This window comes from Roseateles toxinivorans, assembly GCF_004362525.1.
Lineage (GTDB): Bacteria > Pseudomonadota > Gammaproteobacteria > Burkholderiales > Burkholderiaceae_C > Paucibacter > Paucibacter toxinivorans.
In genome coordinates this window covers 85,271-111,992 of record NZ_SNXS01000011.1, presented here as the reverse complement: position 1 = coordinate 111,992, position 26,722 = coordinate 85,271, and the positions used below count along the sequence as shown (strand labels likewise).

At 68.1% G+C, this 26,722-nt stretch carries 19 protein-coding genes; 9 read left to right on the top strand and 10 right to left on the bottom strand.

Annotation, left to right across the window (positions count from 1 at the left end; translation table 11 throughout):
- Positions 1–56: 56 nt before the first annotated feature.
- Positions 57–731 carry an ion channel gene (locus DES47_RS25130; RefSeq protein ID WP_133703525.1) on the top strand — a complete coding sequence of 225 codons (675 nt, stop codon included), beginning with the start codon at positions 57–59 and terminating at the stop codon, positions 729–731.
- On the opposite strand, the gene DES47_RS25125 is transcribed toward DES47_RS25130, so the two are convergent.
- Both DES47_RS25125 and DES47_RS25120 read right to left on the bottom strand, forming a co-directional pair.
- Positions 661–1,869, bottom strand: a complete 1,209-nt coding sequence (locus DES47_RS25125; protein ID WP_133703524.1) for an MFS transporter — start codon at positions 1,867–1,869, stop codon at positions 661–663. The two genes, DES47_RS25130 and DES47_RS25125, sit on opposite strands and share 71 nt — an antisense overlap.
- Positions 1,866–2,807 carry a LysR substrate-binding domain-containing protein gene (locus DES47_RS25120; RefSeq protein WP_133703523.1) on the bottom strand — a complete coding sequence of 314 codons (942 nt, stop codon included), beginning with the start codon at positions 2,805–2,807 and terminating at the stop codon, positions 1,866–1,868. Before DES47_RS25120 ends, DES47_RS25125 begins: the two co-directional genes overlap by 4 nt.
- A 102-nt stretch (positions 2,808–2,909) precedes the next feature.
- Here DES47_RS25120 and DES47_RS25115 point away from each other — a divergent pair, with 102 nt between their 5' ends.
- Both DES47_RS25115 and DES47_RS25110 read left to right on the top strand, forming a co-directional pair.
- The gene (locus DES47_RS25115; RefSeq protein WP_133703522.1) at positions 2,910–3,989 is read left to right on the top strand and encodes a tartrate dehydrogenase; all 1,080 of its coding nucleotides are present in this window, start codon (positions 2,910–2,912) and stop codon (positions 3,987–3,989) included.
- The gene (locus DES47_RS25110) at positions 3,986–4,960 is read left to right on the top strand and encodes a Bug family tripartite tricarboxylate transporter substrate binding protein (protein ID WP_133703521.1); all 975 of its coding nucleotides are present in this window, start codon (positions 3,986–3,988) and stop codon (positions 4,958–4,960) included. Before DES47_RS25115 ends, DES47_RS25110 begins: the two co-directional genes overlap by 4 nt.
- Here the strand turns inward: DES47_RS25110 and DES47_RS25105 are convergent.
- Positions 4,932–6,293, bottom strand: a complete 1,362-nt coding sequence (locus DES47_RS25105) for a nucleotide disphospho-sugar-binding domain-containing protein (RefSeq protein ID WP_133703520.1) — start codon at positions 6,291–6,293, stop codon at positions 4,932–4,934. The two genes, DES47_RS25110 and DES47_RS25105, sit on opposite strands and share 29 nt — an antisense overlap.
- Before the next feature lie 119 nt (positions 6,294–6,412).
- On the opposite strand from DES47_RS25105, the gene DES47_RS25100 reads away from it, so the two are divergent.
- Positions 6,413–7,513 (top strand): S1C family serine protease, encoded by a 1,101-nt coding sequence (locus DES47_RS25100; RefSeq protein WP_133703519.1) that lies wholly within the window; start codon positions 6,413–6,415, stop codon positions 7,511–7,513.
- A gap of 9 nt (positions 7,514–7,522) precedes the next feature.
- Here DES47_RS25100 and DES47_RS25095 read toward each other — a convergent pair whose 3' ends face one another.
- A complete protein-coding gene (locus DES47_RS25095) occupies positions 7,523–7,912 on the bottom strand; it encodes a response regulator transcription factor (protein WP_166652160.1) in 390 nt (129 codons plus the stop codon).
- A 227-nt stretch (positions 7,913–8,139) separates the two neighbouring features.
- Between DES47_RS25095 and DES47_RS25090 the strand changes: the two genes are divergently transcribed.
- The 5 genes from DES47_RS25090 (at position 8,140) to DES47_RS25070 (ending at position 19,186) form a co-directional block, all read left to right on the top strand.
- Positions 8,140–12,846: a CHASE domain-containing protein gene (locus DES47_RS25090; protein WP_133703517.1), complete on the top strand. Its 4,707-nt coding sequence runs from the start codon at positions 8,140–8,142 to the stop codon at positions 12,844–12,846.
- Positions 12,839–13,780, top strand: coding sequence for a diguanylate cyclase (locus tag DES47_RS25085; protein WP_133703516.1), 942 nt, complete (start codon positions 12,839–12,841; stop codon positions 13,778–13,780). The genes DES47_RS25090 and DES47_RS25085 overlap by 8 nt, the downstream gene beginning before the upstream one ends.
- Positions 13,781–13,963: 183 nt before the next feature.
- Positions 13,964–15,772, top strand: coding sequence for an adenylate/guanylate cyclase domain-containing protein (locus DES47_RS25080; RefSeq protein ID WP_133703515.1), 1,809 nt, complete (start codon positions 13,964–13,966; stop codon positions 15,770–15,772).
- Positions 15,773–15,806: 34 nt separating this feature from the next.
- Positions 15,807–17,087: a phosphatase PAP2 family protein gene (locus tag DES47_RS25075; RefSeq protein WP_133703514.1), complete on the top strand. Its 1,281-nt coding sequence runs from the start codon at positions 15,807–15,809 to the stop codon at positions 17,085–17,087.
- The gene (locus tag DES47_RS25070) at positions 17,084–19,186 is read left to right on the top strand and encodes a S8/S53 family peptidase (RefSeq protein WP_133703513.1); all 2,103 of its coding nucleotides are present in this window, start codon (positions 17,084–17,086) and stop codon (positions 19,184–19,186) included. The genes DES47_RS25075 and DES47_RS25070 overlap by 4 nt, the downstream gene beginning before the upstream one ends.
- Positions 19,187–19,191: 5 nt before the next feature.
- On the opposite strand, the gene DES47_RS25065 is transcribed toward DES47_RS25070, so the two are convergent.
- The 6 genes from DES47_RS25065 to DES47_RS25040 all read right to left on the bottom strand — a co-directional run bounded on the left by DES47_RS25065 (position 19,192) and on the right by DES47_RS25040 (position 26,669).
- Positions 19,192–19,905 (bottom strand): glutathione S-transferase N-terminal domain-containing protein, encoded by a 714-nt coding sequence (locus DES47_RS25065; protein WP_133703512.1) that lies wholly within the window; start codon positions 19,903–19,905, stop codon positions 19,192–19,194.
- Positions 19,902–20,744, bottom strand: a complete 843-nt coding sequence (locus DES47_RS25060) for a hypothetical protein (protein ID WP_133703511.1) — start codon at positions 20,742–20,744, stop codon at positions 19,902–19,904. Before DES47_RS25060 ends, DES47_RS25065 begins: the two co-directional genes overlap by 4 nt.
- Before the next feature lie 61 nt (positions 20,745–20,805).
- On the bottom strand, positions 20,806–21,651 hold the full coding sequence (locus tag DES47_RS25055; protein WP_166652159.1) for a Kelch repeat-containing protein: 846 nt from the start codon (positions 21,649–21,651) through the stop codon (positions 20,806–20,808).
- A gap of 386 nt (positions 21,652–22,037) precedes the next feature.
- The gene (locus DES47_RS25050; RefSeq protein WP_133703509.1) at positions 22,038–24,128 is read right to left on the bottom strand and encodes a winged helix-turn-helix domain-containing protein; all 2,091 of its coding nucleotides are present in this window, start codon (positions 24,126–24,128) and stop codon (positions 22,038–22,040) included.
- 5 nt (positions 24,129–24,133) lie between these two features.
- Positions 24,134–25,921 (bottom strand): S10 family peptidase, encoded by a 1,788-nt coding sequence (locus tag DES47_RS25045; protein WP_243748454.1) that lies wholly within the window; start codon positions 25,919–25,921, stop codon positions 24,134–24,136.
- The gene (locus DES47_RS25040) at positions 25,905–26,669 is read right to left on the bottom strand and encodes a glucose 1-dehydrogenase (protein WP_133703508.1); all 765 of its coding nucleotides are present in this window, start codon (positions 26,667–26,669) and stop codon (positions 25,905–25,907) included. The genes DES47_RS25045 and DES47_RS25040 overlap by 17 nt, the downstream gene beginning before the upstream one ends.
- Between the last annotated feature and the right edge of the window lie 53 nt (positions 26,670–26,722).

Below are 26,722 nucleotides of genomic sequence, written 5' to 3'. Positions count from 1 at the left end.
CCGGGTCCCAACTGGGCTCCAGCCGTGCTGCGCCCAAAGCCGTTGGACAATGGCGCATGCACTATGTCCGCCTGCTTGCCCTGACGCGCCGTCACCCCTCGGCGATCTTGCTGGTCGTGCAGCTGGCGGGGCTGCTGCTCTACCCGCTGCTGGAGTCGACGCGCAGCGGCCCGGTGGTGCTCAGCGCTTTCGGCATCATCGTGCTGGTCATCACCACCGGCATGGTGCGGCGCACACCGGGCCTGACCTGGATCAGTGCCTGCATCGCGCTGCCGGCCATCATCATGCTGGCGCTGCAGGCGGCCTTCGATCTGCCCGGCCTGCTGCCCTGGTCGGCCGGGTTGGAGGCGCTGTTCTACTTCTATGCCGCCGGCAGCCTGATCGCCTACATGATGGGCGACCATCACGCGACCACCGACGAGCTGTTCGCCGCCGGCGCCACCTTCACCCTGCTGGCCTGGGCCTTCACCTATCTGTTCGTGATGCTGCAGGAGCTGCAGCCGGGCAGCTTCGCGGCGGCCGTCAACCCCGAATCGCCGCGCAGCTGGACCGAGCTGATGTTCCTCAGCTTCGCCCTGCTGTCCAGCACCGGCATCGGCGACGTCATTCCGATCAAGCCGCTGGCCCGCGCGCTGGCCAGCCTCGAGATGTTTGCCGGTGTCATGTACCTGGCGGCCGTGGTGTCGCGCCTGATCGGGCTGACCCTGCAGCGAGCGTCCGACAGGCACTGAGGCTCAGCAGCACCAGCGGCAGGCCCACCCCGAAGGACCAGCGGATGCCGAAGTGCTCGGCCACGAAGCCGAGCGCGGGCGGGGCCAGCATGAAGGCGACGAAGGCGGTCTGAGCCAGGGCGGCGACGTTGGTGGCCGCGGGCCGGTCGGTACGCTGCGCCGCGGCCGACATCGCTAGCGGGAACAGCACGCTGGTGCCCACGCCCATCAAGGCGAAGCCGAGCAGGGCCAGCACCGCATTCGGTGCAAAGAAGACCAGCAGATTGCCGCCGGCCAGCACCAGCAGCAGGATGCGCGCCACCACCAGCGGGCTGTGCCGCTCTACGTGGCTATCCGCCAGGTAGCGGGTCACCGCCTGGGCGAAGGCACCGGTGGCGACGGCCAGCGCACCGAGGTAGGGCGGGGCATGCATCGCGTCGCGCATATAGATCGCCGACCAGTCAATGCCAGCGCCTTCGAGCACCAGCGCCGACAGCGACAGCGCCACCAGACCCATGATGCCGGCCGTGGGCTTGGCGAAATGTGGTGGCGCGGCGTCGCTGTTTGCGTGGCTGCGCGCCGGGGCGGCGTCGAAGCCGCCGAGCAGCAGCACCGTCAGCACCAGGGCCAGCGGCACCATCAGGGCCAGTTGCCAATGCGGGTTGATGCCCAACCGCGCAGCAAGCACTCCCAGCAGACCGGCACCGAAGAAGCCAAAGCTCCAGAAGGCGTGCGCCCGGTTCATCAGGCGCCGCCCCTCGACCTGCTCGACGCGGTCAGCCTCCAGGTTGACGACCACCTCGATCGCACCGATCAGCAGGCCGGCGGGCAGCAACGTCAGGAACAGCGACAGGGGCCCCTGCGCGTGCGCGGCGACCGCGTACCAGAACGGCACCAGCGTGGGCACGGCGAGCAGCATGCGGCGATGGCCGATGTGCTCGATCAGCCGGCCGGCAAAGGTCAGCGAGATCAGCGTGCCGACCGCCGCGCCGATCAGGCCCAGCCCCAGCTGGCCCTCGCTGAGCCCCATCAGCCGTTGCAGCTCGCCCAGCCGTGGAAAGAACCCGCCAAGGCCGAAGGCGTAGAGAAAGAAGGCCGCAAAGACGCGCCTGTGCGCGGGCAGTTGAAGGCCGAGGCGGCGGATGGAGGACTGTGTCATGAAGGATGGGTAGCACCCGTTGCCTGTTGTCGAAAGGCCTGTGCCATGAAGTCGACGAACACCCGCACCCGCGCCGCCCGCTGGTGGCGCTGCGGGTAGACGGCGTGGATGTCGGCGTCGGGCGTGAAGCACTGCGGCAGTACCTGCACCAGACGTCCGTTGTGCAAGTAACGCGCAATGTCCCACTCGGCCCGCATCAGGATGCCATGGCCGTCGAGCGCCCAGTTGACGGCAATCTCGCCGTCATTGGTGGTCAGATTGCCCCGGGTCTTGATGGCCTCGGTGCTGATGCTCTTGCCGCTGCCGCTGGACAGGCGCCAGACTCCGTAGGCCTCCTCGCCCTGGCGTATGCCGATGCAGTTGTGCTTGCTCAGGTCGCTGGGCAGCCTGGGTATGCCGTGCCGGGCCAGATAGGCCGGAGCGGCGCAGAGCAGGCGCCGGTTCGGTGCGATCTGCCGGGCCATCACCCGGGCATCCGGCGGCGCGCCGAAGCGTATGCAGACGTCGAACGAGTCCTCGGTCAGCGGCGGCGGATTCACCGACAGCTGCAGCTGCACCTCGACCTCGGGGTACTGGCGCACGAAGGTCGAGATCAGCGGCGCGACATGGCTGCGGCCGAAGCCCAGCGTCGCGTTGACGCGCAGCAGGCCCCTGGGCGTGGCCTTGGACACGCCCAGCAGCGCCTCCATGTCGTTGATGTCGCCGAGGATGCGGCGGGCATGTTCGAGATACAGCTCGCCCTCGGGCGTCAGGCTCATGCGCCGGGTCGTGCGATTGACCAGGGAGACGCCGATGCGCGCCTCCATCAGCGCCAGATGCTTGCTGACGGCCGGCGTGGTGATGCCCAGTTCACGGGCCGCGGCACTGAGGCTGCCGGCGCTGGCCAGGGCCGAGAAGAAGCCCAGATCGGCGGGCTGGATGCCGGCGTTCGTGGCCATTGATTGTTGAATTGAAGTAAACGATGGATTCACTTTAGCGGTGTGCATAGGGGCTGTCCACTTTCTACAGTGGCGCCACTGACCCCCACGACGGAGACATCGATGAAGACCTACGCAATCGCAACCATTCCGGGCGACGGCATCGGCAAGGAGGTGGTGCCGGCCGGCCAGCAGGTGCTGGAGGCGCTGGCCGCGTCCGGCAGCGGCTTTCGCTTCGAGTTCGAGAACTTCGGCTGGGGCGGCGACTGGTACCGCGAGCACGGCGAGATGATGCCGGCCAACGGCCTGGACGCGCTGCGCAACAAGGACGCCATCCTGTTCGGCTCGGCCGGCGACCCCGACATCCCGGACCACATCACCCTGTGGGGCCTGCGCCTGAAGATCTGCCAGGGCTTCGACCAGTACGCCAATGTGCGGCCGACCCGCATCCTGCCCGGTATCGACGGCCCGCTGAAGCGCTGCGGCCCCAAGGACCTGGACTGGGTCATCGTGCGCGAGAACTCGGAGGGTGAGTATTCCGGTGTCGGCGGCCGCGTGCACCAGGGCCACCCGATCGAGGCCGCCACCGATGTGTCGATGATGACCCGGGCCGGCGTCGAGCGCATCATGCGCTACGCCTTCAGGCTGGCCCGGTCCCGGCCCCGCAAGCTGCTGACCGTGATCACCAAGAGCAATGCGCAGCGCCATGCGATGGTGATGTGGGACGAGATCGCCGTGCAGATCAGCCAGGAGTTCCCCGACGTGACCTGGGGCAAGGAGCTGGTGGATGCCGCCACCGCCCGCATGGTCAACAAGCCCGGCACCCTGGACACCATCGTCGCGACCAATCTGCATGCCGACATCCTCAGCGATCTGGCCGCCGCACTGGCCGGCAGCCTGGGCATCGCGCCCACCGGCAATATCGACCCCGAGCGCCGCTACCCCTCGATGTTCGAGCCCATCCACGGCTCGGCCTTCGACATCATGGGCAAGGGCCTGGCCAATCCGGTCGGCACCTTCTGGTCGGTGGTGATGCTGCTGGAGCACCTGGGCGAGTTCGACGCTGCCAAGCGGGTGATGGCCGCGATCGAGCGGGTCACGGCCAATCCGGCCCTGCACACCGGCGATCTGGGTGGCAGCGCCACGACCGCCGATGTCACCGCCGCCGTCTGCGGCCTGATCGCCGAAGGAGCTGCAGCATGAGCCGCCGCCTATCCCTGCTGCAAGCCCTGTCCCTGGGTGCTGCGCTGCTGGTCGGCGGCAGCGCCATCGCGCAGGCCTGGCCCAGCAAGCCGGTCACGCTGGTCGTGCCGTTCCCGGCCGGCGGCACGACCGATGTGCTGGCCCGCGCGCTGGCCGAGAAGCTGGCGCTGAGCCTCGGTCAGCCGGTGATCGTCGAAAGCAAGCCCGGCGCGGGCGCCACGCTCGGCGCCGACTATGTGGCCAAGTCCAGGCCGGACGGCTACACCCTGCTGGTCGGCGCCGTGCATCACACCATTGCCAGCAGCGTTTTCAAGAAGCTGCCCTACGACTTCCAGAAAGACCTGACCCCGATCACGACGATTGCCCTGGTGCCCAATGTGCTGGTCGTCAACGCGGCCACGCCGGCCAGGAATGTGGCCGAGCTGGTGGCGCTGCTGAAGGCCAACCCCGGAAAGATGAACTACGGGTCGAACGGCAATGGCACGGCCCAGCACCTGATAGGCACACAGTTCGAAAACCTCACCGGCACCGACATCGCCCACATCCCCTACAAGGGCAGCGGTCCGCTGGTCACCGATCTGCTGGGCGGTCAGATCACCATGTCCTTCGACACCGTCACGCCGGTGCTGCAGCACATCAAGGGCGGCAAGCTGCGAGCGCTGGCGGTGACCACGGCCACCCGCTCCTCGGCCCTGCCCGATGTGCCCACGCTTGAGGAGGCCGGCCTGAAGGGCTTCAATATCGGCACCTGGTTCGGCGTGCTGGCCCCGGCCGCGGTGCCCAGGGACATCGTCGCCCGTCTCAACACCGAGATGGTCAAGGTGATCCAGTCGCCCGAGTTCCGCAAGCGCATGGACGAGATCGGCGCCGAGCCGATTGGCAACAGCCAGGAGCAGATGGCCCAGCAGATCAAGGGCGAGACCGAGAAGTTCGCCAGGCTGGTCAAGGAAGCGAAGGTGGTGATCGAGTAGCGGTCGAAGACGCGGCAAGGCCGAGGGCCTGTTCGACGCTGTCCAGCAGCCCCTCCAGCCCCGGCTCGAAGTTCGAGCCGCGCGACCCGGCGGCTGGTCCCTGCTCATTCGTTCGTGCCAGCAGGGCGGCGATCTGACGGCGCATGCGGCGGGCATTCGCCTTCGCCGCCGGCAAAACCGTGCCGGCGCCGAGGTGCTGAACCCGCATGCCGTTATCGAACTGGTCGAAGGCATAGGGCATCACCAGCTGCGGAATGCCGGCGCGCAGCGCCTCGGCTGTTGTGCCTATGCCGCCGTGATGGACCAGCATCGCCAGCCGGGGCAGCAGCACCTCGAACGGCGCGCTTGCCTGCCACAGCACTTCGGGTGGCAGCGCTTGCGGCAGCTGGTCGGCATAGGGCGTGATGAAGAGCCCGCGCCGGCCCAGCGCTTGCAGCACGGACAGCGCATCGGCGAAATAGCGTGCCGCATGCCGGTGGCCGGTGCCAGGTGTGAAGGCAATCGGCGCAGGGCCGGCGGCCAGGAAGGCCTCGAGTTCGGGGGCCAGGATCCCCTGGATCGGCGGCAGCGGAAACTGCCCCTCGACAAAGGTCTCGGGCCAGTCCGGCTGCCGGCCGGCATACCAGGCCGGAAACAGCCCGACGCTGGCATCGCAGGCCGCCTGCATATGCGGGAGAAAGCTCGTCACCGGCGCCAGACCGTGGATGGCTCTTGCGGCATTCAGCCCGGGCAGCAGGTCCGGGTCTATCCAGAACCGGTCTATCGTGCGCCACAGGGCACGCCGCCATGACAGCGGCACCCAGCGCGGCATCTGCAGCGAGCCCATCGTCAGCGGGTCGTGCACCGTGCGCAGGCTGGCGGGCGCCAGATAGGCGCCGACGATGCGCAAGTCCGGCCGGCCATGGCGGGCCAGCGCCGCCAGGGGCACCATGAAGGGATGGCAGAGCGCGACGCAGGGCTGGGCCTTGGGCAGCGCGGCCATCAGCTCATGCACCATCTGGGCGCTGGGCAGCAGGCCGCGCCAGACGACGCCAAAGCCCTTGCGCTCGTCCCACAGCGCCGGATCGTCCAGCACCCCCTGCGATTGCTCGTGCGTGCCGTAGGCGAGGTAGGCCAGGCCGCTGTCCCGGACCTTGGCCTCATGAAAGCGCGGGATCAGCAGCAAGGTGCGCCGCCCGCGCTGGCGCAATCCCTGCGCCAGCTTGAGAAAGGGATAGAGGTCGCCCCCGGTGCCAAAGGTGCACAGCACGATCAAGGGCTCGGCGGGATTGTCCGGGTCGGCGCCGAGAAGCTCGGGAGGAACGGAGGACAGGCTGATCATCGGGCTTGGCATGCAGCGATTGTCGGTGAGCTCTCGTTCGCGCCAGCCAAGGTCCGTCTTGCCTTGAAAACCGCCCGTCCGCCATCATCTCTAGCGCTTTGGCGCAGCATGACGAACTCAAGGGATTTGACATGAAGGATTCGAGGACTCACCGGGCCCCCTGGCTGGCGCTGCTGCTGTGTTTCGCGTTCACAGCCCTGTCCGCCACCGGCGCACTGGCCAAGGGCCAACCGCGAGTGCCGGCGCCACGTGGTGCGCTGGCCGCCGACGAGCTGGCCCATATCGCCGTGTTCAAGGCGGCCTCGCCGGCGGTGGTCAACATCACCGCCCTGGGCGTGCAGCGCGATCTGTTCTCGCTGGATGTGCAGCAGGTGCCACGCGGCACCGGCACCGGCTTCTTCTGGGACGACAGCGGCCACATCGTCACCAATTTCCATGTGATCCAGAACGCCAGCGCTGCCCAGGTCACGCTGGCCAATCAGAGCAGCTACAAGGCCCAGCTGGTCGGCGCGTTCCCGGACCGCGATCTGGCGGTGCTGAAGATCGACGTCCCTCAGGCCAAGCTGACGGTGCTGCCGCTGGGCACCAGCCGCGACCTGCAGGTGGGGCAGAAGGTCTATGCCATCGGCAACCCCTTCGGCCTGGACCAGACGCTGACCACCGGCATCGTCAGCGCGCTGAACCGAGAGATCGAGTCGGTGACGCGGCGCTCCATACGCGATGTGATACAGACCGACGCGGCCATCAACCCCGGCAACTCGGGCGGCCCGCTGCTCGATTCGGCCGGCCGTCTGATCGGCGTCAACACGGCGATCTACAGCCCCTCGGGCAGCAGCGCCGGCATCGGTTTTGCCATTCCGGTGGACGAGGTGAACCGCATCGTGCCGCGCTTGATACGCGACGGCCGCTTCGTGCGCCCGGCGCTGGGCATCAGCGCCGGCCCGCCGACGATGCGCCAGGCGCTGAACCTACCCAAGGGCGTGGCCGTGGTCGCGGTGTCGCCGGGTGGCCCGGCCGAGCGGGCCGGCCTGCGCCCCTTCACCCGCGGCCGCGACGGCACGATCGTGGCCGGCGATGTGCTGACCGCCATCAACGATCAGCCGGTCAACGACCTGGACGATATGCTCAATGCGCTGGAGCGCCTTCAGCCGGGCGACAAGGTGCAAGTGACGCTGTGGCGCGCCGGCAGCACCCGCAGGCTCGGCGTGATGCTGGGCACGGCCAGCGATTGATCTGCGGCCTCAGCGGCTGGCGGCGCCGGACATCTTCTCGAGCACGCCGTTGATGGTGTCCATCACCTTGGCGGCACTGAAGGGTTTGACGATATAGCCGGCCGCACCGGCCTGGAAGCTGGCGTCTATCGACTCGCGGTCGCTGTTGGCGGTGATCATCAGCACCGGCGTGCCCGGGCAGAAGACCTTCAGCTCGACCAGTAACTCCAGCCCGCTCTTGCCGGGCATCTGGATGTCCAGGCAGATCACGTCGGGGGCGAAGTGCTCGACCATCTTGAAGCCTGAATCGGCATCCTTGGCTTCGCGAATCTCGGCGTAACCCTCGTCCTTCAGGATGGTGCGCAACACCGAGCGCGTCAGCGTGGTGTCGTCGATCAGCAAAAACTTGGTTGTCTTCAAGCACGACCCTTGGCAACGGGCCAGCGAGACGTTGACCCATGCGCTCGATTGTTGCGCAATCCCCGTGGGTGAAGGCAGCACCGGACGGGCGCCAACGAGCTGGTATGTGGTCTATTCGGCAAAATCTGTAAATTCGGCACGGTCGTGCGATCTGAACCGAGGCGCCGACCCCCTGCTGGGGGCTGGCGTGGTGTAAGTTCGCCCGACCTCCTCGTTGCACCCAGCACATGAAAATTGCCCAGATCCCGACCCGCCTTGTCGGTGAACTGCTGCTGATCGTCGGCCTGGCCCAGGTCGTGGTGACGTTGGCCCTGCCTCTGATGGCCGAAACGGCCGCGCTGTGGGCCAAGGCCTACTTCGGAGCGGTCTTGCTGGTGGTGCTCAGTGCGCCGGCCGCCTACTGGCGTTGCATGGCGGCGGTGCGGCGGGTCGGGGTTGGCGATACGGCCAGCGCTGACCGGGCACCGGGCATGTCCCCGGCCCGGCAGCGCCGCGGGGCGATTGCTATGACCGCCCTGACGCAGATACTGGGCCTGGTGCTGACGGCCGCAGCCGTGATCTGGCTGGACCGCAGTATCGAAGCGGACGCTCAGGGTCAGTTCACGCGCCATGTCGAGCGCATGGAGGCCGAGATCATGCGCCGGTTCACCTTGCCGGTGTACGGACTCAAGGGCGCCAGGGGTGTCTATGCCGTCAACCGCCAGCTCAGCAGGGCGCAGTTCCGGGCCTATGTGGAGTCCCGCGACCTGCCGACCGAATTCCCCGGCGTGCGGGGCTTCGGCCTGATGGAGCGCGTGTTGCGCCCTGACCTGAACCGCTTTGTCGCCGCGGCGCGGGCGGACCAGGCGCCCGATTTCGAGGTCACCACCACCGGCGCCGCCGACGATCTCTACGTCGTCAAGATGATCGAGCCGCTGTCGGAGAACCATCAGGCCCTGGGGCGTGACCTCGGATCCGAATCGGTGCGCCGCGAGGCCATCGAGCGTGCGGTGGCCACCGGGCAACCGGCGCTCAGCGGCAAGCTGAATCTGCTCCAGGACAGGGACCGCACCCCCGGCTTCCTGTTCATCTTGCCGGTGTTTCGTCATGGCACCGATCCGGTTGAACTGGAGCAGCGCCGCGCCGCGCTGGTCGGGCTGCTGTATGCGCCCATCATCGTTCGCGACCTGCTGACCGGTGTGGTCGACATTGCCGACCGCGCCGTCAACATCCGGCTCCTTCTGCCCGAGGCTGACAGCCCCGGTCAAGTCGTCTTTGATGCCGAACTGCCCGCTCTTGCGGCCGCAGGCGAGGGTGCCCGGCGGTTCGAGGCCAGCCGATGGCTCACGATCGGAGGCCGCCAGTTGGTCCTGCATGCCAGCGCAAGCCCCGGCTTCGTGGCGGGCATCCAGCGCAGCAGCCTGGCCTATGTCGCCATGGGCGGGGCCTTGCTGAGCATGTTGCTGGCGCTGTCGGTGTGGCTGCTGGCCGTCGGCCGCATGCGGGCATTGACCCTGGCCCAGCGCATGACCTTGGACCTGGAGCGCCTGGCAAGGGTGGTGCGGAGCACCTCGAATGCGGTGTCCATCACCGACCGTGACTTGCGCATCACCTGGGTCAACGAGGGCTTCACCCGCGTGACCGGGTTCAGTGCCGCCGACGCGTACGGGCGCACGCCCGGCGAACTGCTGGGCAGTGGCAAGGCGGATCCGGTGGTGCTGCAGCGCCTGGCCGAGGCCGCTGCGGCGGGGCAGCAATGCCGGGTCGAGATACTGAATCGCACCAAGGACGGGCGCGAGTTCTGGGTCGACACCGAAATCCAGCCGATGCACGACGCGCAAGGCGCGTTGACTGGCTTCATGGAGATCGCCAGCGACATCACCGCGCGCAAGACGGCACTCGCGGAGCTGGCACGGGAGCAACAGCAGTTGCAGAACATCCTGCAGGGCACGCGGGTGGGCACCTGGGATCTTGATGAGTTGTCCGGCGTGACCGAGGTCAATGAACGCTGGGCCGGGATGCTGGGCTATACCCGGGCCGAGCTGGGGCCTATCACCACTGCTGTCTGGACGCGGCTGGCGCATCGGGACGATCTGCGACGGTCCGCCGAGCTGCTGCGCAAGCACTTCGAAGGCGAGCTCGACTATTACGAATGCGAGATCCGCCTGCGCCATCGGCTTGGCCATTGGGTCTGGGTGTTGTCGCGGGGTCAGGTCTTCCAGCGCGATGCCAGCGGCAAGGTCGAGCGCATGGCCGGCACCCATATGGATGTCACCGAGCGCAAATCGGCCGAGCAGGCCCAGCAGAGCACCACGGTGATGCTGCAGGCGATTCTCGACAATCTGCCTTGCGGCTTGAGCGTCTTCGATGCCGACCTGCAACTGCTGGCGCACACCCGGCAGTTCCGCAGCCTCCTAGATCTGCCGGACAGCCTGTTCGGCCCCGAGGGAACCAGCTTCGAAAGCATCATCCGCCACAACGCCGAGCGCGGCGAGTACGGCGAGTACGGCCCGGGCGACGTTGACGCCATCGTGGCCCTGATCGTCGAGCGCGCCCGCCACCCGGTGCCTCATCAGATCGAACGGCTGCGGCCCGACGGGGTGGCGCTGGAGATACGCGGCGCGCCGCTGCCGACGGGGGGCTTTGTCACCACCTATACCGATATCAGCGAGCGCAAGCGGGCGGAAATCACCATCCGCGACAGCGAGCATCTGATGCGCCTGGTGATCGACAATATTCCGGCACGCATCGCGTACTGGGACATGGACCACCGCCTCAAGTTCGCCAACAAGCCCTTTCTTGAGCGCTTCGGCGGCCATCTGGCCGACTGCGTTGGTCAGAGCGATGTCGAGATACTGGGCGAGGCGCGGGTCGCCGCGAGCTTGGCTCAGATCGAGGCGGCACGGCGCGGCGAAATGCAGAGCTTTGAGCGCGAGGATCGCTCGGCCGATGGCGAGGCCAGCCATATCCTGACCCATTTGATCCCGGACTGGTGGAACGAGCAGGTCCAGGGCGTGGTGACCTTGACGATGGACATCACCTTCGTCAAGAAGGCCGAGGCGGATCTGCGCCTGGCCAACCAGGCCTTGGCGATCGAGCGCGACCGGGCCGAGCAGGCCAGCCTGGCCAAGGGTCAGTTCGTGGCCAATATGAGCCACGAGATCCGCACGCCGATGAATGCCATCCTGGGCATGCTCAAGTTGCTGTCCAGAACGCCGCTGACCGAGCGCCAGCAGGACTACACCCGCAAGACCGAGCGCGCAGCACGCAGCCTGCTGGGTCTGATCAACGACATCCTGGACTTCTCCAAGGCCGAGGCCGGCAAGATGACGCTGGACCCGCGCCCGTTTGCCGTGGATGGCCTGCTGCGCGATCTGGCGGTGGTACTGCAGGCCAATATGGGCTCCAAGCCGGTCGAGCTGCGCTTCGACAGGGATGCGGCGCTGCCCCCCTGCCTTGTGGGCGACGATATGCGGCTGCAGCAGGTGCTGCTCAATCTGGCCGGCAATGCGCTCAAGTTCACCGACAGCGGCGAAGTGCTGCTGCAGCTGCGTCTGCTGGAGCGCAGGGACGAGCTGTGCCGTGTGGCGTTTGTGGTGCGCGACACCGGCATCGGCATAGCACCCGAGCAGCAGCAGGCGGTGTTCAGCAGCTTCTCGCAGGCCGAGGCCTCGACCACGCGCCGTTTCGGCGGCACCGGACTGGGCCTGTCCATCAGCCAGCGGCTGGTTGAACTGATGGGGGGGCGGATCGCGCTCGACAGCGAGCTTGGACGGGGCAGCACCTTCCACTTCGAGCTGACGCTGCCGGTAGGTGAGGGCAGCGGCGAGCCCGCGGTGGAACCCGGTATCGCGCAAGGACAGCCCCGGCTGCAGGGCCTGCGCCTGTTGCTGGTCGAGGACAACCTCAACAACCAGCAGGTGGCGCAGGAGCTGCTGGAGGCCGAGGGGGCCTCGGTCACGCTGGCCGACGACGGTCGGCAAGGGGTGGCCGCGGTGGCCGCCGCCGACCCGTTGTTCGACGCCGTGCTGATGGACGTGCAGATGCCGGTGATGGACGGCTTCACGGCCACCCGCGAGATTCGCCGGCAGCGGGGGCTCGCCGATCTGTTGATCATCGCCATGACCGCCAATGCCAGCGCCGACGACCGCCAGGCCTGCCTGGCCGCCGGCATGAACGACCACATCGGCAAGCCCTTCGACATCGACGCGCTGGTGGCCTTGCTGCGCCAGCGACTGGGCCGCGATCAAGGCGATCTCGGCATTGCTGCACCGGCCCGGTCCGACTCCAGCGGGGCGCTGCCCGGGCTGTCCGAGGCCGACCTGGCCGAGGCGCGCAGCCAAGGGCTGGAGATCGCTGCGGCACTGGCCAGGCTCGGCGGCCGCGGCGATGTCTGGGCCCGTTCGGCCCGGTCATTTGTCAAGCGCCTGCCGGACCTGCCTGCGGAAGTTGGCCGGCTGCTGGGCGAGGCCTCGCGCATCGACGCCCTGCGCTGCCTGCACACGCTCAAGGGTGAGGCCGGCACGCTGGGCGCCGCCCGGCTGGCCGGCCAGGCCGCCGCCTTCGAGGCAGACCTGCGCAAGGGCGGAGCGAACGTCGAGGCCGATGCCCAGCTGGTCGCGCAGGGGCTGGCCGCGCTGACCGAACATGGGGAGCAGACGGGCGCGGCGCTGCAATCCATACTGCGGCAATACGATCTCGCCAGGCCATCCGTCCCGAACCCGGCCGCCTCGGCGGATCGGCCCGGTCTGATGCAGGCGCTAGGTGCCTTGCTGAAACTGCTTGAGGATGACGATATGGCCGCCACCGATCAGTTCTCTGCCTTGCAGCAGGCCCATGAGCCGCACTGGGCCGAGGCCCTGGAGCCGCTGGGCGAGGCCATCGCCGGGCTGGATTTTGCCCAGGCCGCGTCGGAGTGCCGGGCCTTGATGGGGAGGCTGGCCGCGCATGACTGAAGCGAATGCTGCCGGGCCCGATGCGCCGCACCGATCCCGCTTGCTGGTCGTCGACGATCAACAGGTCAATGTGCAGGCCCTCTACCAGGCGCTGTCGGCCGAGCATCAGATATTTGTTGCCACCGGCGGCGAGCAGGCCCTGAGCCTGTGCCTGGCCAAGCAGCCGGATCTGGTGCTGCTCGATGTGGTGATGCCCGGCATTGACGGCTTCGAGGTCTGCCGCCGCCTCAAGGCCGACCCGCGCACCCGGGACATCCCGGTGATCTTCGTCACCGCCAGCAGCGAGGAGGAGGCCGAGACCCATGGCCTCGAGCTGGGCGCCGCCGACTTCATCACCAAGCCGATCAGCCCGGCCATCGTGCGGGCGCGGGTGAGAACCCAGCTGACCCTGAAGGCGCAGGCCGATCTGCTGCGGCAGATGGCCTTCCTCGACGGCCTGACCGGCGTGTGGAACCGGCGCGCCTTCGACGAGCGCCTGCAGACCGAGTGGCTGCGCGCCACCCGCAGCGGGCATCCGCTGTCGGTCGTGCTGATCGATGTGGACCATTTCAAGCGCTACAACGACCACTACGGTCACCAGGCCGGGGACGACTGCCTGCGCCGGGTCGCCGAGGTGCTGACCCGCCAGCTGAACCGCCCGGGCGACATGCTGGCGCGCTACGGCGGCGAGGAGTTCGTCTGCCTGCTGCCCGAGACCGATGCGGCCGGCGCCCTGGAGGTCGCGCAGCGGCTGGAGCGCGGCGTTCGTGCCGAGGCCATCCCGCACGCGGAGTCAGTTGTTGACCCCTCGGTGACCGTCAGCCTGGGCGTGGCCGCCCGCAGCGGCGAGGGCTGCAACACGACGGCGAACCTGCTGGCGGCTGCCGACGCGCAGCTGTACCGGGCCAAGACCGAGGGGCGGGGGCGGGTCTGCGGCCTGGCGGCCGCGGCGTGATGCGCGCAGGCCCGCCAGGGGAAGTCGACGAGCCCGGCCAGCTCTCAAGTGCCGGCGGCAGGTCTATGTTTTCTCCCTCTGCCTGGCGGAGATCATCAAGCTTGGGGATAGCACAGCCAGCAGCTTTTGGCGTATGTTACGAATTGCACTCAGATTCGGTGCCCAGACCTCTGTTAAGACTCGATGTCCTCGACGCCACCCACCTCAGGTTCACTGCGGAAGGAAACGGCCACGGTCGGATTCGTCGACGTGGTCGAGTCCGTTCGCCTTATAGCTGATGCTGAGGCCCTGGCCGTCCAGCGCATCCGTGACTTTCTGACTCGGGCTCGCGATTTGGTCGTCACCTGCCGAGGCAAGGTGGTTGAGCGTCGTGGCGATGGCTTGGTGCTGACTTTCGCGCATACCAGGGAAGCGATCCAATGCAGCGTCATGTTGCACAGTCTTGCGGCCAGGGAGCATGCAAACCATCCCGGAGTGGAGCCGCTGCGTTTGCGTGCCGGCCTGCACAAGACAGAGTTGCTGGCCGATGACGAAGCTCTATATGGCATCGGTGTCAACCTGGCGGCGCGCATAGCCGCCCAGGGGCAACCGGGCGAGACCCTGATGTCCTCGGCAGCACGGGACGAACTGGTTGCCCCTTTCGATGGCCTGCTGCAGGACATGGGTCTTTGCTGGCTCAAACACGTCGAACAGCCGGTGCGGCTGTTTCGCCACCGAAATGAGCAGGCGCCGCTGCCGTCAGGGCTCGAGGCGGCGATCGCCGCGCGAATGAAGATGCGGCCGACCTTGGTGGTCTTGCCGCTGGAAGCGCCGCCCCATGGCAGCGGCTCCGCCTTCAGCCTCGGCGATGTGGCAGCCGATCAACTGATCCGGCAGCTGAGTCAGTCTTCTATGTTGCATGTCATCTCGCCGCTGTCCGCGCTGGCGCTGCGCGGTCGCGAACTGGAACTGGAGCAGCTCTACCGGGTGCTGCGTGCCGACTATGTGCTGCGCGGGAGCGTCGTGGCTGATAGTGAGGGTGCGGATCGTCACCGCCGCCTGCAACTACGGGTGGAGTTGTGGCGGAACGGCAGTGCCGAACCGATCTGGAACGATGGCTTGGTCGGCTCTGCGCTGGACCTGTTGTCACCGCAGAGCGATCTGCTGGGTCGTGTTGTGCACGCGGTCAGCCACCGCATCCTGGCGGTGGAGCAGCGAGCGGCCCGGGCCGCCCAGGCTTTGCCCAATCTGTCCAGCCACACCCTGCATCTGGCGGCGGTGGATCTGCTGCATCGCTTCGCGGCGAGCGATTTCTCGCGCGCGCGCGAGTTGCTGCTGGCGCTCAGCGACCGTGCACCGCGCCATGCCGAGCCTATGGCTTGGCTGGCGCGGTGGCATGTCTTCCGCGTGGTTCAGGGCTGGAGCGACGACAGTCGGCGCGATGGTGAGCAGGCGCTCTACTACAGCGCCCGTGCGCTCGACCGCGACCCCTGCTCGGCGCTTGCGCTGACGATGGCTGGCTCGGTGCATGCTGGCGTGAAGCGCGATGCGCAAGCGGCGCAGCAGTTCTATGCTCAGGCGCTGCAGCACAACCCGAATGATTCACTGGCCTGGCTGATGAGCAGCGTGGCCCAGGGCTTCATGAACGAGCGGGCACCGGCGCTGGCCGCCAGCGAGATGGCTTTGGGTCTGGCCCCGGCCGATCCGACCCGGCACTACTACGACGCGCTATCGGCAACGGCCGCGCTGCGTGCCGGTGAGTACGAGCGCTGCGTCATTCTGGCCGAGCGAGCCATCACCGCCAACGGTACGCATGGTACGGCCTACCGGTCGATGGCGATTGCCCAGGCCGAACTGGGCCGTCATGCAGAAGCGGCAGAGACGATGCGACGCTTACTCAGTGTGGAACCGCACTTCACGGTGAAGGCCTACCTGGCAAGAGTGCCCTCGCAGGACATCAATCGAGAACGGTTTGCCCAACTGCTCCAGGAAGCCGGCCTGCCCGCTGCCTGAAGCCCCTATCAACTGACATCGAAGAGAGCAACACATGGCCAGTTCGAACCAGCTCCAAGGCGACCAAGGCGACCAGGGCGACCAGGGCGACCAAGGCGACCAAGGCGACCAAGGCGACCAAGGCGACCCAGGTGGATTTGCCTCGATTGAGGAGTCGGGCCCATCCGTTGCCGGCGGCCCGGGCAGCTTCAGTCTGCTGTTGCCCGGAGGCAGCGGAAGCGCCGGAGCCGGGTTGATCCACTCCCGCGAAGCGATGATCATGTCGTTTGACGACAATCCCCCTGCTATCCGCCAGAAGCAGTCGTTCCGCGAGGCGAGTGAGGATGGCCTGCCCGAAGTGCAGGGGCTGAGGCGCTTTGACGCCTGCTCATTCGACATCCGCCAGGTCAATCTGCTCGCCGAACTGCTGCGCAGCCTGCGCCTCGATGCCTATGCCACCGGGCACCGTATCGAGTTGAACCATGTCGAACTCGAGCCGGGCACGACGGAGCCTGGCGCAGGCAGCTACAAGAGTTATCTGATCTTTTCTATCTCGCGGCCCAAGGCCGACGTGTTCGCCGGCAGTCAGCTCAAACTGGTGCACCAGTGGGCCGAGTTGCGGGCCGAGCGGCTGTCGGAGCTCAGCAGCCAGCTGGGTCTGCCTTGGCGGTACTGGGCGCCCGTTGTCGATCTGAATCCCACCACCTATCCGCGCACGTTGGAGCTGATCGCTTTGGTCGTCCGTCTGGGTTACCACTTGCTGCAACCGACCAAGCACTATCTGGGCTGCCCGCGTCCGACGAGCTACTCGCCCAGCATTCAACCGGTGATCCGGCCACGCCGCTTTGACGCGTTTCCCAGCGGGCATGCGATGGAGGCCTTTTTGGTGGCACGAATGCTTGCGCTGCTCGCAGGTGGCGGAGCGACCCGTGACGATGCGCTCAACACACAGCTGCAGCGAATGGCTGCGCGTATCGCCAGCAACCGCATCGTGGCCGGCGTGCACTTCCACCTTGACTCCATTGGCGGGCGTATGGTGGCCGAGAGCCTTGCCGAGTACTTCGTCCACCGCTGCCAAGCCGATGCCGGGATGAGTGCGGGCTGGGTGCCCCGACGGTTTGCTGGGGCGGAACTGACCGGCGAGGAAGATGAGTTGGCCTCGGCCTTCAACCGCAAGGAGATCATGCATGGCGAGGGCGTGGTCAGCCCCTACTTTTTAGGGAACAAGGACGCCGTGCCCCTGACTCCTTCGCTGCGAGCCGGCGCAGTGATTGATGTCGACGGGCCCGGCATGCTGAACCGGCTGTGGCTCGGCGCCCTGGCCGAGTGGCAGTGATGGTTGCCCGCGGCTTTGTCGCGCCCGATGGCGGACTGGTGTTCGATGCCTGGCTGACTGCGGCGGTGTCCAGGCATGTCGACCCTTACACGGTGTGGACATTGCAGACCAACTTCCGGCAGTTCGGGCGTGCCGGCAGGGAGCCGGAGTTTCTGGATTTTCTCATTGAGTTGGATCATCCGATGAGCGCCGAAACCCAGCGGTGGCTCATGGGCTTGACGGCTGGGCCCACCGAGATACCCGACATCTATCTTCTGCCCATGCCGGGCTCAAGTCGCATCGCCAAGCACATCACAGTTCGCCTGCCGACGAAGGGCGGCAACTTGGGTGTGGTGGCCCTTGCGGTCGCGGACCTGGTGTTTTTGGACGGGGTGAGGCGTATTCAGATTGGCTTCCCACGCCCCAAAGTGGCCGTGGCGCCAAGCGTCCTCCCCAACCCCCCCGCTGGCAAGCAATCAGGGGCGGGTGCCGCTGGCCCGCCCGTGAAGGTGTTGCTCGGTGTTCTGGAAGATGGCTGCCCTTTCGGGCACCCGTCGCTGATCTCGGGCAGGAATCAGACTCGGGTGGTGGCCTTGTGGGATCAGACCTTGGTCGCCGTCAATACCGAGGACCCGTCTCCTGAGGACCTGGACTATGGTCGGGAGCGACGTCAGGTTCACTTGAACAGCCTGTTGCGGCGGCACAGCGACGGTCATGGCATCGACGAGGAGGCTCTGTATGAGGACCCAGCCTCCTTGCAGCGCCGACTGCCCTCTCGTGGATCGCATGCAGCGGCGGTGATCACGCTGATGGCTGGACGGCAGGCCCTGCTACCAAGCCATTCGACTGCAACGTGCATCAGCGCTGATCGACCCGGGTTGCAGACGGCGCAAGCCTCCGGCAACGACGCTGCCTCCGAGTTGCCGCTTGCCGTGGTGCAGTTTCCCCGTGAGCAGATCAATCTCGCCGGAGCACGCTGGATGGTCGTGCGTGCGCTCGACGGCCTACGGTACTTGGCTGCTGTCTCGGCCGAAATGGCCCAGGGCGAGCAGCAGGCGCCGCTGCCGTTGGTAGTCAATCTTAGCTACGGCAGCATGGTTGGCGCTCATGACGGCACGGCCTTGCTCGAAACCGCGATGGCTGAGCTGGCTCAGGCGCATGGGCGCATGGCGATTGTGCTGGCGGCAGGCAATTCTCATGGAACGGGCCGCGACAGTGAGGACGCCGATGGGCTTGCGCGCTTGCCGAGCGGCCGCCATGCCGTGCACGAATTGCCGGGGCCGGGTGGCAGGGCACTGCTGCGCCTGTATGTGCCGCCCAATAAGCCGATCGAAACCTATCTGGAGATCTGGTTCGAGGACCTCGACAAAGAGGCACGGGACGAACAGTTCCTGAGGCGCGATGACGTCCAGATTCGTGCCGTTTCGCCGCATGGGCAGATTTTGGAGGTCAAGCAGTTCCCCGGCATAGCCTTCGATTCCGCAGCGCCTGAGGACACCCGAGCCGGCCTGTTGTGTTTTCCGCGGGTGGCGCAGAGCCAACGGCGCAGCATGGCCCTGCTGGTAGTGGTGGCCACGCAGATGAGCACGACACGCGTTGAAGGGCCGTCCGGTATCTGGACGGTCGAGGTGAGCAACCGAAGTCAAAGGCAATTGCGTGTGCAGGCTTGGGTTGAACGCGATGTGGTGGCGGGCGCGGCCCGCCGCTCGCAGGCGGCTCGGCTTCTGGACGGCGATGATCCCGATGCCGCAAGCTTGAGTGATGACAACACGCTGAACAACATCGCCACCGGTGCCGAGGTATTCCGGGTCGGCGCACTCTCGGTGTCGGGCACCGAGGGGCGTACTGGCGTCAGCCCTTACAGCTCTGCGGCAGCGGCGGACCAGCCGGGCCCCGAGTTTTCCGCCGTGGCCGACGAACTGCGGCCGATGGCAGGCATCCGCGTCAGCGGCAATTGCGGCGGCACCGTCGTGCGTATGAACGGCACCAGTGTCGCTGCGCCGCAGGCGGCGCGCTGGCTGGCCAATCGCATGGCGGCAGGTGCGACGCTCGCCCAGATCCGTGATGAGCTTGTCCAATCACCTCAGGGTGATCAGCGTCGGGGGCGTATCGAAGTGTGAGCGGATCAGGCGCCCGCCGGCCGCGCCGGAATGCCCAGGCCCCGCTGCACCGCCGGCCGGGCCAGGAAGGCCTGCACCACGCGGGCCAGCTCGGGGAAGTCCTTGTAGCCGACCAGATCGCCGGCGCCATAGAAGCCGATCAGGTTGTTGACCCAGGGCAGGATGGCGATGTCGGCGATGGTGTAGTCGTCGCCCATGATCCAGGCACGACCGGTCAGGCGCTGGTTCAGCACCGCGAGCAGGCGGCGTGACTCGGCCACATACCGGTCGCGGGGGCGCTTGTCCTCGTATTCCTTGCCGGCGAACTTGTGGAAGAAGCCGAGCTGCCCGAACATCGGGCCCACGCCGCCCATCTGGAACATCAGCCACTGCAGCGTCTCGTAGCGCCGCGCCGGATCGGCCGGCAGGAACTGACCCGACTTCTCTGCCAGGTAGATCAGTATGGCGCCCGACTCGAACAGGGCCAGCGGCTTGCCGCCCGGGCCCTGCGGGTCGAGGATGGCCGGAATCTTGTTGTTCGGGTTCAGCGACAGGAACTCGGGCGTCAGCTGGTCATTGGTGTCGAAGCGCACCAGATGGGGCTCATAGGCCAGGCCGGTCTCTTCCAGCAGGATGGAGACCTTGACGCCATTGGGCGTGGGCAGCGAGTAGAGCTGGAGGCGTTCGGGGTGCTGCGCGGGCCATTTCTGGGTGATGGGGAAGGCGGACAGATCGGTCATTGGCTCAGGGCTGAGGGTGGTGTCGCGCCCATTGTGTTGCCCGCCGCAAGACCCTGCGCGGCTGGGGCCTTGTCGGCCGGGCAGTGCCGGCGCGGCGGATAGGCCTGCGCCGCTTCGGCCGCCACCTGGCGCAGCTGGGTCTGCGTGACGCCGTCGCCCCCGATGTCTATCACGGGCAGACCCAGCGGCGAGGTGCCGGTGAGCGTGGCATACAGCATCAGCGCGGCAAGATGGGCTCCGGCCAAGGCCGAGTGGTTGCCATCGGCGGCATGCAGGGTCAGCGCCGGCATGCGCTCCCGGGCCAGATCCCAGGCCTGGCCGATCGGGGCCACGCAGGCCGGCTGCTGGCGGGCGATCGAGACATGCAGATCGTAGATCGTGTCGGTCTCGGCCACGCCGCGGCGCGGCCATTCGGGGAACAGCACCGGCAGTGCCCCCGCCTTGCGGGCCTCGCGCACCAGCGCCTCGGCCCCGGCGGTGGAGTACTGGTACATGCCGGTGGTGCTGTACTTCTGCGCCTGCAGCACCACCGCCGTCCATTCGCGGCTGCGCAGCAGGGCCAGGCTTTGACTGTCGGCCAGCCGCTCGTCGAGAAACAGCCAGCCTGGCGCCACCGCCACGGCCACCGACTTGCCGGGCAGCCCGGCGCGCAGCAGCGCCTCCAGCTGCTGGGGCAGCTGGTTCACCGTGGTGTGGCTGTTCCCCATCATCAGCACGGTGACGTCGGCCGCGGGCGCCACCGGTGGCGGCTGGAGCTCCATTTCGCGGTCAAGCGAGCCGCCGCCGCAGGCCGTCAACAGCAGGGCTGCGGCCGCGACCAGCACGGACTGGGCGCTCATTGGGTAACCTCCGTGCTTCGCACTCCGGTGCGAGCCCCCTTCGGAACGGCCGGGCGGGTGCTCATGGCTGGTAGCGGTAGAGCGCCATCGACTCGCTGCCCACCGCGTCCGAGGCGCCGCCAAAGCCGCCCATCACATAGATCGCATCGCCGACCACCACGGCCCCCAGGCCATGGCTGCGGTAGGGCATGGCCGGCAGGGCGGTCCAGGCCTGGGTGGCGGGGTCGTAGCGCTCGACCGCATCGCTGACGGTGCCAGGTGTCGATTCACCGCCCAGCGCATACAGCCTCCCGCCCAGCGCCACCACGGCCAGGCTGCCACGGGCGGTGGGCAGTGGCGCACCGGCCGCCCATTGATCGGTGGCGGCGGTGTAGACCTCGACACTGGCCAGGCTTTGCTGGTCGGCCGCCCGTATGCCAGGCGCCCGGCCGCCGACCACGTAGACGCGGTCGTCGATGGCGGCGGCTCCTGCGGCATTGCGCGGCGTGGACAGCGCCGCGGCGCTGCTCCAGCCCTGGCTGGCGGGGTCGAACACCGAGTGGCTGGCCACCGAGGCGCTGGCGCTGTTGCTGTAATTCCAGCCGCCGACCAGATGCAGGCGTCCGCCTGACGCAGCGGCGGCGGAGGCGAAGCTGATGCGTGGCAGGATGGGGCCGGCGCTCCACTGGCCGCTGGCGGGGTCAAATACCTGGAAAGCGGTGCTGGCTTCTCCGCCCATCGCATACAGCCGGTCGGCGGTGGCCAGGGCGGCGACATTGTCGGTGCCGCGTGGCAGGGCCGGGCCGCTGGCCCAGCTGTTGGCGGCGATGTCATAGACCATCACCGTGCGGCGGGTGTCGTAGCCGCCGACGACATAGATCTTGCCGCCCAGCGCGGCCACGCCGAACTTGGCGACGCCCGAGGGCATGTCGGCCAGTTTGGTCCAGCCGGCCGGAAGGGCTGGCGCAGGAGCCGGAGCCGGAGCCGGGGCGGGAGCCGGCGAAGGAGCGGGAGCCGGAGCTGGAGCTGGCGCCGGAGAGGGGGCTGGCGATGGGGCCGGTGAAGGTGCAGGTGCTGCGGCCTCGGCGCCGCTGCCGCCACCGCCGCAGGCGCTCAACAGCCACATGAGCAGGGCGCCGGAGGTTGCTGTTCTTCTTTGCATGGAGTCTCCTGAATGGGTGCACCGGTGCGATGCCACCCCAGTAGGCCCAGGCTGCGTGCGGCCCGCAAGACGGGCCGCTGCCAAACCCGATCCAAACCCCATCCAAAAGATATTTATCGTTGCGTGACAAGCACTTGCGAACGGCGGAAAACTCAGCGCATCTGCATCAGATCGGCCACGGCGGTGTTGGAAATCTCCACCAGCGCGCTGCCGTCGGCGGCCAGCGCGAAGCTGGCCAGCTCGGGGAAGGTGCCCAGCGCGTGGACGCTCAGCTGCTCCTGCCGGCCGCTGGTCATATCGATCAGGCGGAAGCGCTCGCGGCTGCCACGGGCCAGCACCACCAGGCCGCGCGGTCCCAGGCGCCAGTCGACCAGGGTCTCCCCGGGCAGCAGGATGTCGAGCTGGCGCTCGCGACCATCGACGGCGCGGTGCCGCAGCGGGCCGCCGAAGCGCTGCTGATAGACCAGGGCGCTGCCGTCGGGTGCCCACTGCATCGCGCGACCCGGTGGCGCGTCGGTGGGTGCCACGACCGGCGGCCGGCTGCCATCGGCGGCAAAGCGCCAGAGCTGCCAGCTGCCGCCGCGATCACTGGGCACCCAGATCTCGTTGGCGGTGGGGTGCCAGCCGGGCCGGCCGTAGGTGGCGGCGTCGGCCGACAGCGCCTGCACCCGCCCGTCCGCCGGGTTCAGAACGCACAGGCCGAAGCGCTTGCCGGGCCCGCAGCTGCCCAGAAAAGCCACCTGGTCGCCGCGCGGCGACAGGGCCGGCGCCGCGGCCACCCCCTCGAGCCGGGTCAGCCGGCGGGCCTCGCCGCCGCTGCCATCGGCCTGCCACAGTTCGGACTGGCCGGACCGGCGTGACACGAAAACGGTGGTCTCGCCACTGACATCGGGCGCGCGGTCATTGGCCACCGAGCTGATGTTGCGCTCGGGCCTGCCGTCGCCCCAGGCCAGGCGGGCGATGCTGACATGGGCGCGCAGCAGCGCATAGACGATGCGGCCGTCCGCGCTGCGCTTGGGCGCGCTGCCTTCCAGCCCCAGGGGCAGGGCCTTGGCGCTGGCGCGGTCCCAGCGCAGCAGCACCCGGGTGTCCTGCCGGGTGGTGGAGAAGATCAGATCCCGCCCTGCGGCGGTGTAGCTCAGGCCGTGCAGCCAGTACAGCTTCAGATGGGACAGGCGCTCGAGCTTGCCATCGAGGGTGATCTCGTATAGGTCGCGTGTGCCGTCGGCCGGATCCTGCCTGGCGAAGGCCAGGCGCTGGCCGTCGGGCGACCAGGCCGGCTGGTGATCGGGCATGGCCGCCGGCGGGGCGGTGCTCAGGCGCCGCAGGCCGGTGCCGTCCGGGGCGATCAGGAACAGGCCGCCGGCGCCTTCGGCCGTGGCGCTGAAGGCGATCCAGCGACCATCGGGCGACCAGTCGACGGTGGGCGTGAACATCGGCGTGCAGCGCGCCAGCTCGCGCTGGCTGCGTTCCTGCAGCTGATAGATCCACAGCGTGCATTGCCCGCCGCCGGGCGAGGCCACATAGGCGATGGCCTGGCCGTCGGGTGACCAGGCCAGACCCTGCACCTCGCCGGCCTCGCCACTGATGGCCTGTGGCGTGGCATTCAAATCACCGGCGGCGCGCAGATACAGCCGGCCCGCGCCCTGGCCCTGCCACCAGCCAAAGGCCAGCAGCCGGCCGTCGGGCGAGAGCTGGCCCAGGTATTCGAGGCCGGGGTTCTGCGTCAGCGGCGTAGCGGTGGCCAGCGCCGCTTCAGGCGGCGGCGGTGTGCGCAGCAGCCAGGCCCAGGCCAGGGCCGAGCTGATCAGGGCGGTGGCGAGCAAGGGCAGCAGCAGGCGACGGGTGGGCGCCGTTGCTTGATTTGCAGCGGGCTCGGCTGCGGGCGCCACGGCACCCACCGGGGCGACCTGGGCGACAGGGGCAACATGGGCAATCAGCCGGTAGCCCTTCTTGGCCACCGTCTCCACATAGCGCGGCGCCTCGGGGTCGTCGCCCAGGGCCTGGCGTATGGTCCAGATGGCGGTGTTGATGGCCTTGGGCGCAACGAACTGGTTGCCGTCCCAGATGGTGTCGACGATCTCGTCGCGGCTGACCGTCTCGCCGGCATGGCGGGCCAGCAGCACCAGCAGGGCCATGGCCTTGTGACGCAGCGGCCGCTGCTCATCACCGCGCAGCAGGCGGTTGCCGGCGGCGTCAACCGTCCATTCGCCGAGCGTGAAGCGGTCGCGGGCCGGGTCCACTGCGCTCAGCGCTCGCGCAGCTTATGCAAACGCGCGGCTATCTCCCGCTGCAGGGCCTGGCCCTGACTGGGCGGTGGTGGCGGCACGAGTGGGCGCAGCGCCGGCGGCACCCAGGGATCGCGCAGCGGCGTCTGCAGTGCGTCGGGCGGGGGCGCGGTGACGGGGCCGGCGGCGGCAAGCGCGGGAGCGGCCTGCGCGCGCACTGTTGGGCCCTTGCCAGCCGCCTGGGCCACCGCCAAGGTGCCGCGGTAGAACGCCACCAGATCGGCCTTGCTGGCCACCCGTGCCGCATCGTCCAGATAGGTCATATGGCCGCCGGCATAGTTGCGCACCAGCACGCGGCCGGGCAGGTTCAGCCGTGCCAGGTCTTGCTCGGTCTGATAGAACGGCGTGGCCAGATCGTGATAGCCGTTCAGCGCCAGCACGCGCAGCCGCGGGTTCAGCGCCAGCGCGGCGCCGAGGTCGGGGATGCTGTCGGGCAGGCTCTTGCCGGCATGGCGGAAGTCCCAGCTCTCGATCGCGTCGCTCAGCAGCACATAGGTCGAGCCATTGCTGTAGCGCAGGTTCTCGCGCAGATAGTTGGCGATGGCGCTCGAGAAGGAGGCGCCGATGACGGTGCTCGACGGATCGCCCTCGCTGGCCAGCGCGCTGCCCACTGGCGCGGACACGCGGGCGTCATAGCGGCCTATCACGGTGCCGGGCATCAGCTGGCTGCGGTACGGGCCCGGCTGCATATTGAAGCTGCTCTGCCAATGATTGAGGGCCAGGCCGGTGTAGTCGCTGAGCAGCGGCGGCAGCTCGGCGGGCACGGCGTTGCCCTGCAGCAGAGCATTCACCGCAGGGGTGTAGCGGCTGGCGGTGAAGTCACGCATCTGCGTCATGTAGGCGCCGAGGTCGGTAGGCAGGGGACGGGCCAGCTGGTAGTGCTGACCGGTGGCCGCATAACTGGGCAGATAGCCGCCACAGCTGATGGTGGCCTGGCCCGTGACGCCGCAATTGCTGTTGTAGTCCATCGCAGGCGCTTGCAGCACCAGGCCCGTGAGCTGCACACCGGCGCCTTCCAGCAGTGAGGCGAGCACGGCGGTGCGCGGCCCGCCGTAGGACTCGCCGAACAGGTATTTGGGCGAGGCCTGGCGTGCGTAGACGGTGATGTAGCGCTGCACGAAGTCGCGGAACACGGCCGCATCGGCATCGACGCCCCAGAAGCTGCGGTTGCTGAACGGCGCGATGGCCTGCGACAGCCCGCTGCCGACCGCGTTGACGAAGACCAGATCGCTGGTGTCGAGCAGGCTTTCGGCGTTGTCCACCAGGGCGAAGGGCCGCGGCAGGGACGTGGACGGCATGCCGGTGGCCAGGCGCTTGGGGCCGTAGGAGCCCAGATGCAGCCAGACGCTGGCCGAGCCGGGGCCGCCGTTGTAGAAGAAGGTGATGGGCCGGGTGGCGGCCGGCTGGTTGTCGGCGGTGTAGGCGACGTAGAAGAAGGAGGCCTGGTCCTGGCCGGTGCCGGGCGCCTTGGCCGTCAGGTGGCCGGCCTTGGCGGTGTAGGCGATGGCCGTGCCGTTCAGGGTGATGCTGTGCGTGCTGGTGGCCGCCGCCTCGACGGCCGAGGCCAGCGAGGCGCTGGCGCTGGAGGAGTAGCTGGTCGGGTCGGCCAGGGTGCCCGGGACGGTGGGGGTGGGCACGTCGGGCGGCGGAGTCGCGTCGCCGCCGCCACCGCCGCCGCAGGCACTCAGCCCCAGCAGCAGGGCCAGTCCTGCAATTCTTGCCCAGCGATTGTCAGATGCAGCGCCCACCATCCACCTCCATGCACACACCGGTGATCATGCTGGCCTCGTCGCTGCACAGAAAGCAGGCGGCGTTACCGAGGTCTTCGGGCGTCGAGAAACGCCCGAGCGGAATGCTGGCCAGGAACCTGGCGCGCACGGCCGGCGTGTCTTCGCCCATGAAGGTCTTCAGCATCGGCGTTTCGCCGGCCACCGGGTTCAGCGCCACCACCCGTATGCCGAACGGTGCCAGCTCCACCGCCATCGAGCGGGTGGCGGTGATGACAAAGCCCTTGCTGGCGTTGTACCAGGTCAGATTCGGCCTGGGGCTGACGCCGGCCGTGCTCGCCATATTCAGTATCACCCCGGCGCCGCGACCGGTCGCTTCGCGCAGCGTCTTGAAGCGCGGCACAACCTCGCGGGCGGCCAGGTAGATGGCCTTCATATTGACGGCGACGATGCGGTCGAACTCGTCCTCGGCCAACTCCTCCAGCGCTTGCGGCGTGTGGCCGACGCCGGCGTTATTGACCAGGATATCCAGGCCGCCGAAGTGTTCGACGGTGGCATCCATCATGATCTTCACGTCGGCGGCGTTGCTGACGTCCACCCGCAGCGCCCGCACCGCCGGGCCCAGCAGCGCGGCCAGGTGCAGGCCGGCGGCCAGATCGCGGTCGGCGATCAGCACGCGGGCGCCCTCGGCGACGAACTTGCGCACAATGCCCTCGCCAAACCCCGACGCTCCGCCGGTGACGATGGCGACCTTGTCCTTCAGCCTCATGCCAGTCTCCTGTTGAATCTGTACCGCGCGTTCGGACGACGCAGATCATCGCC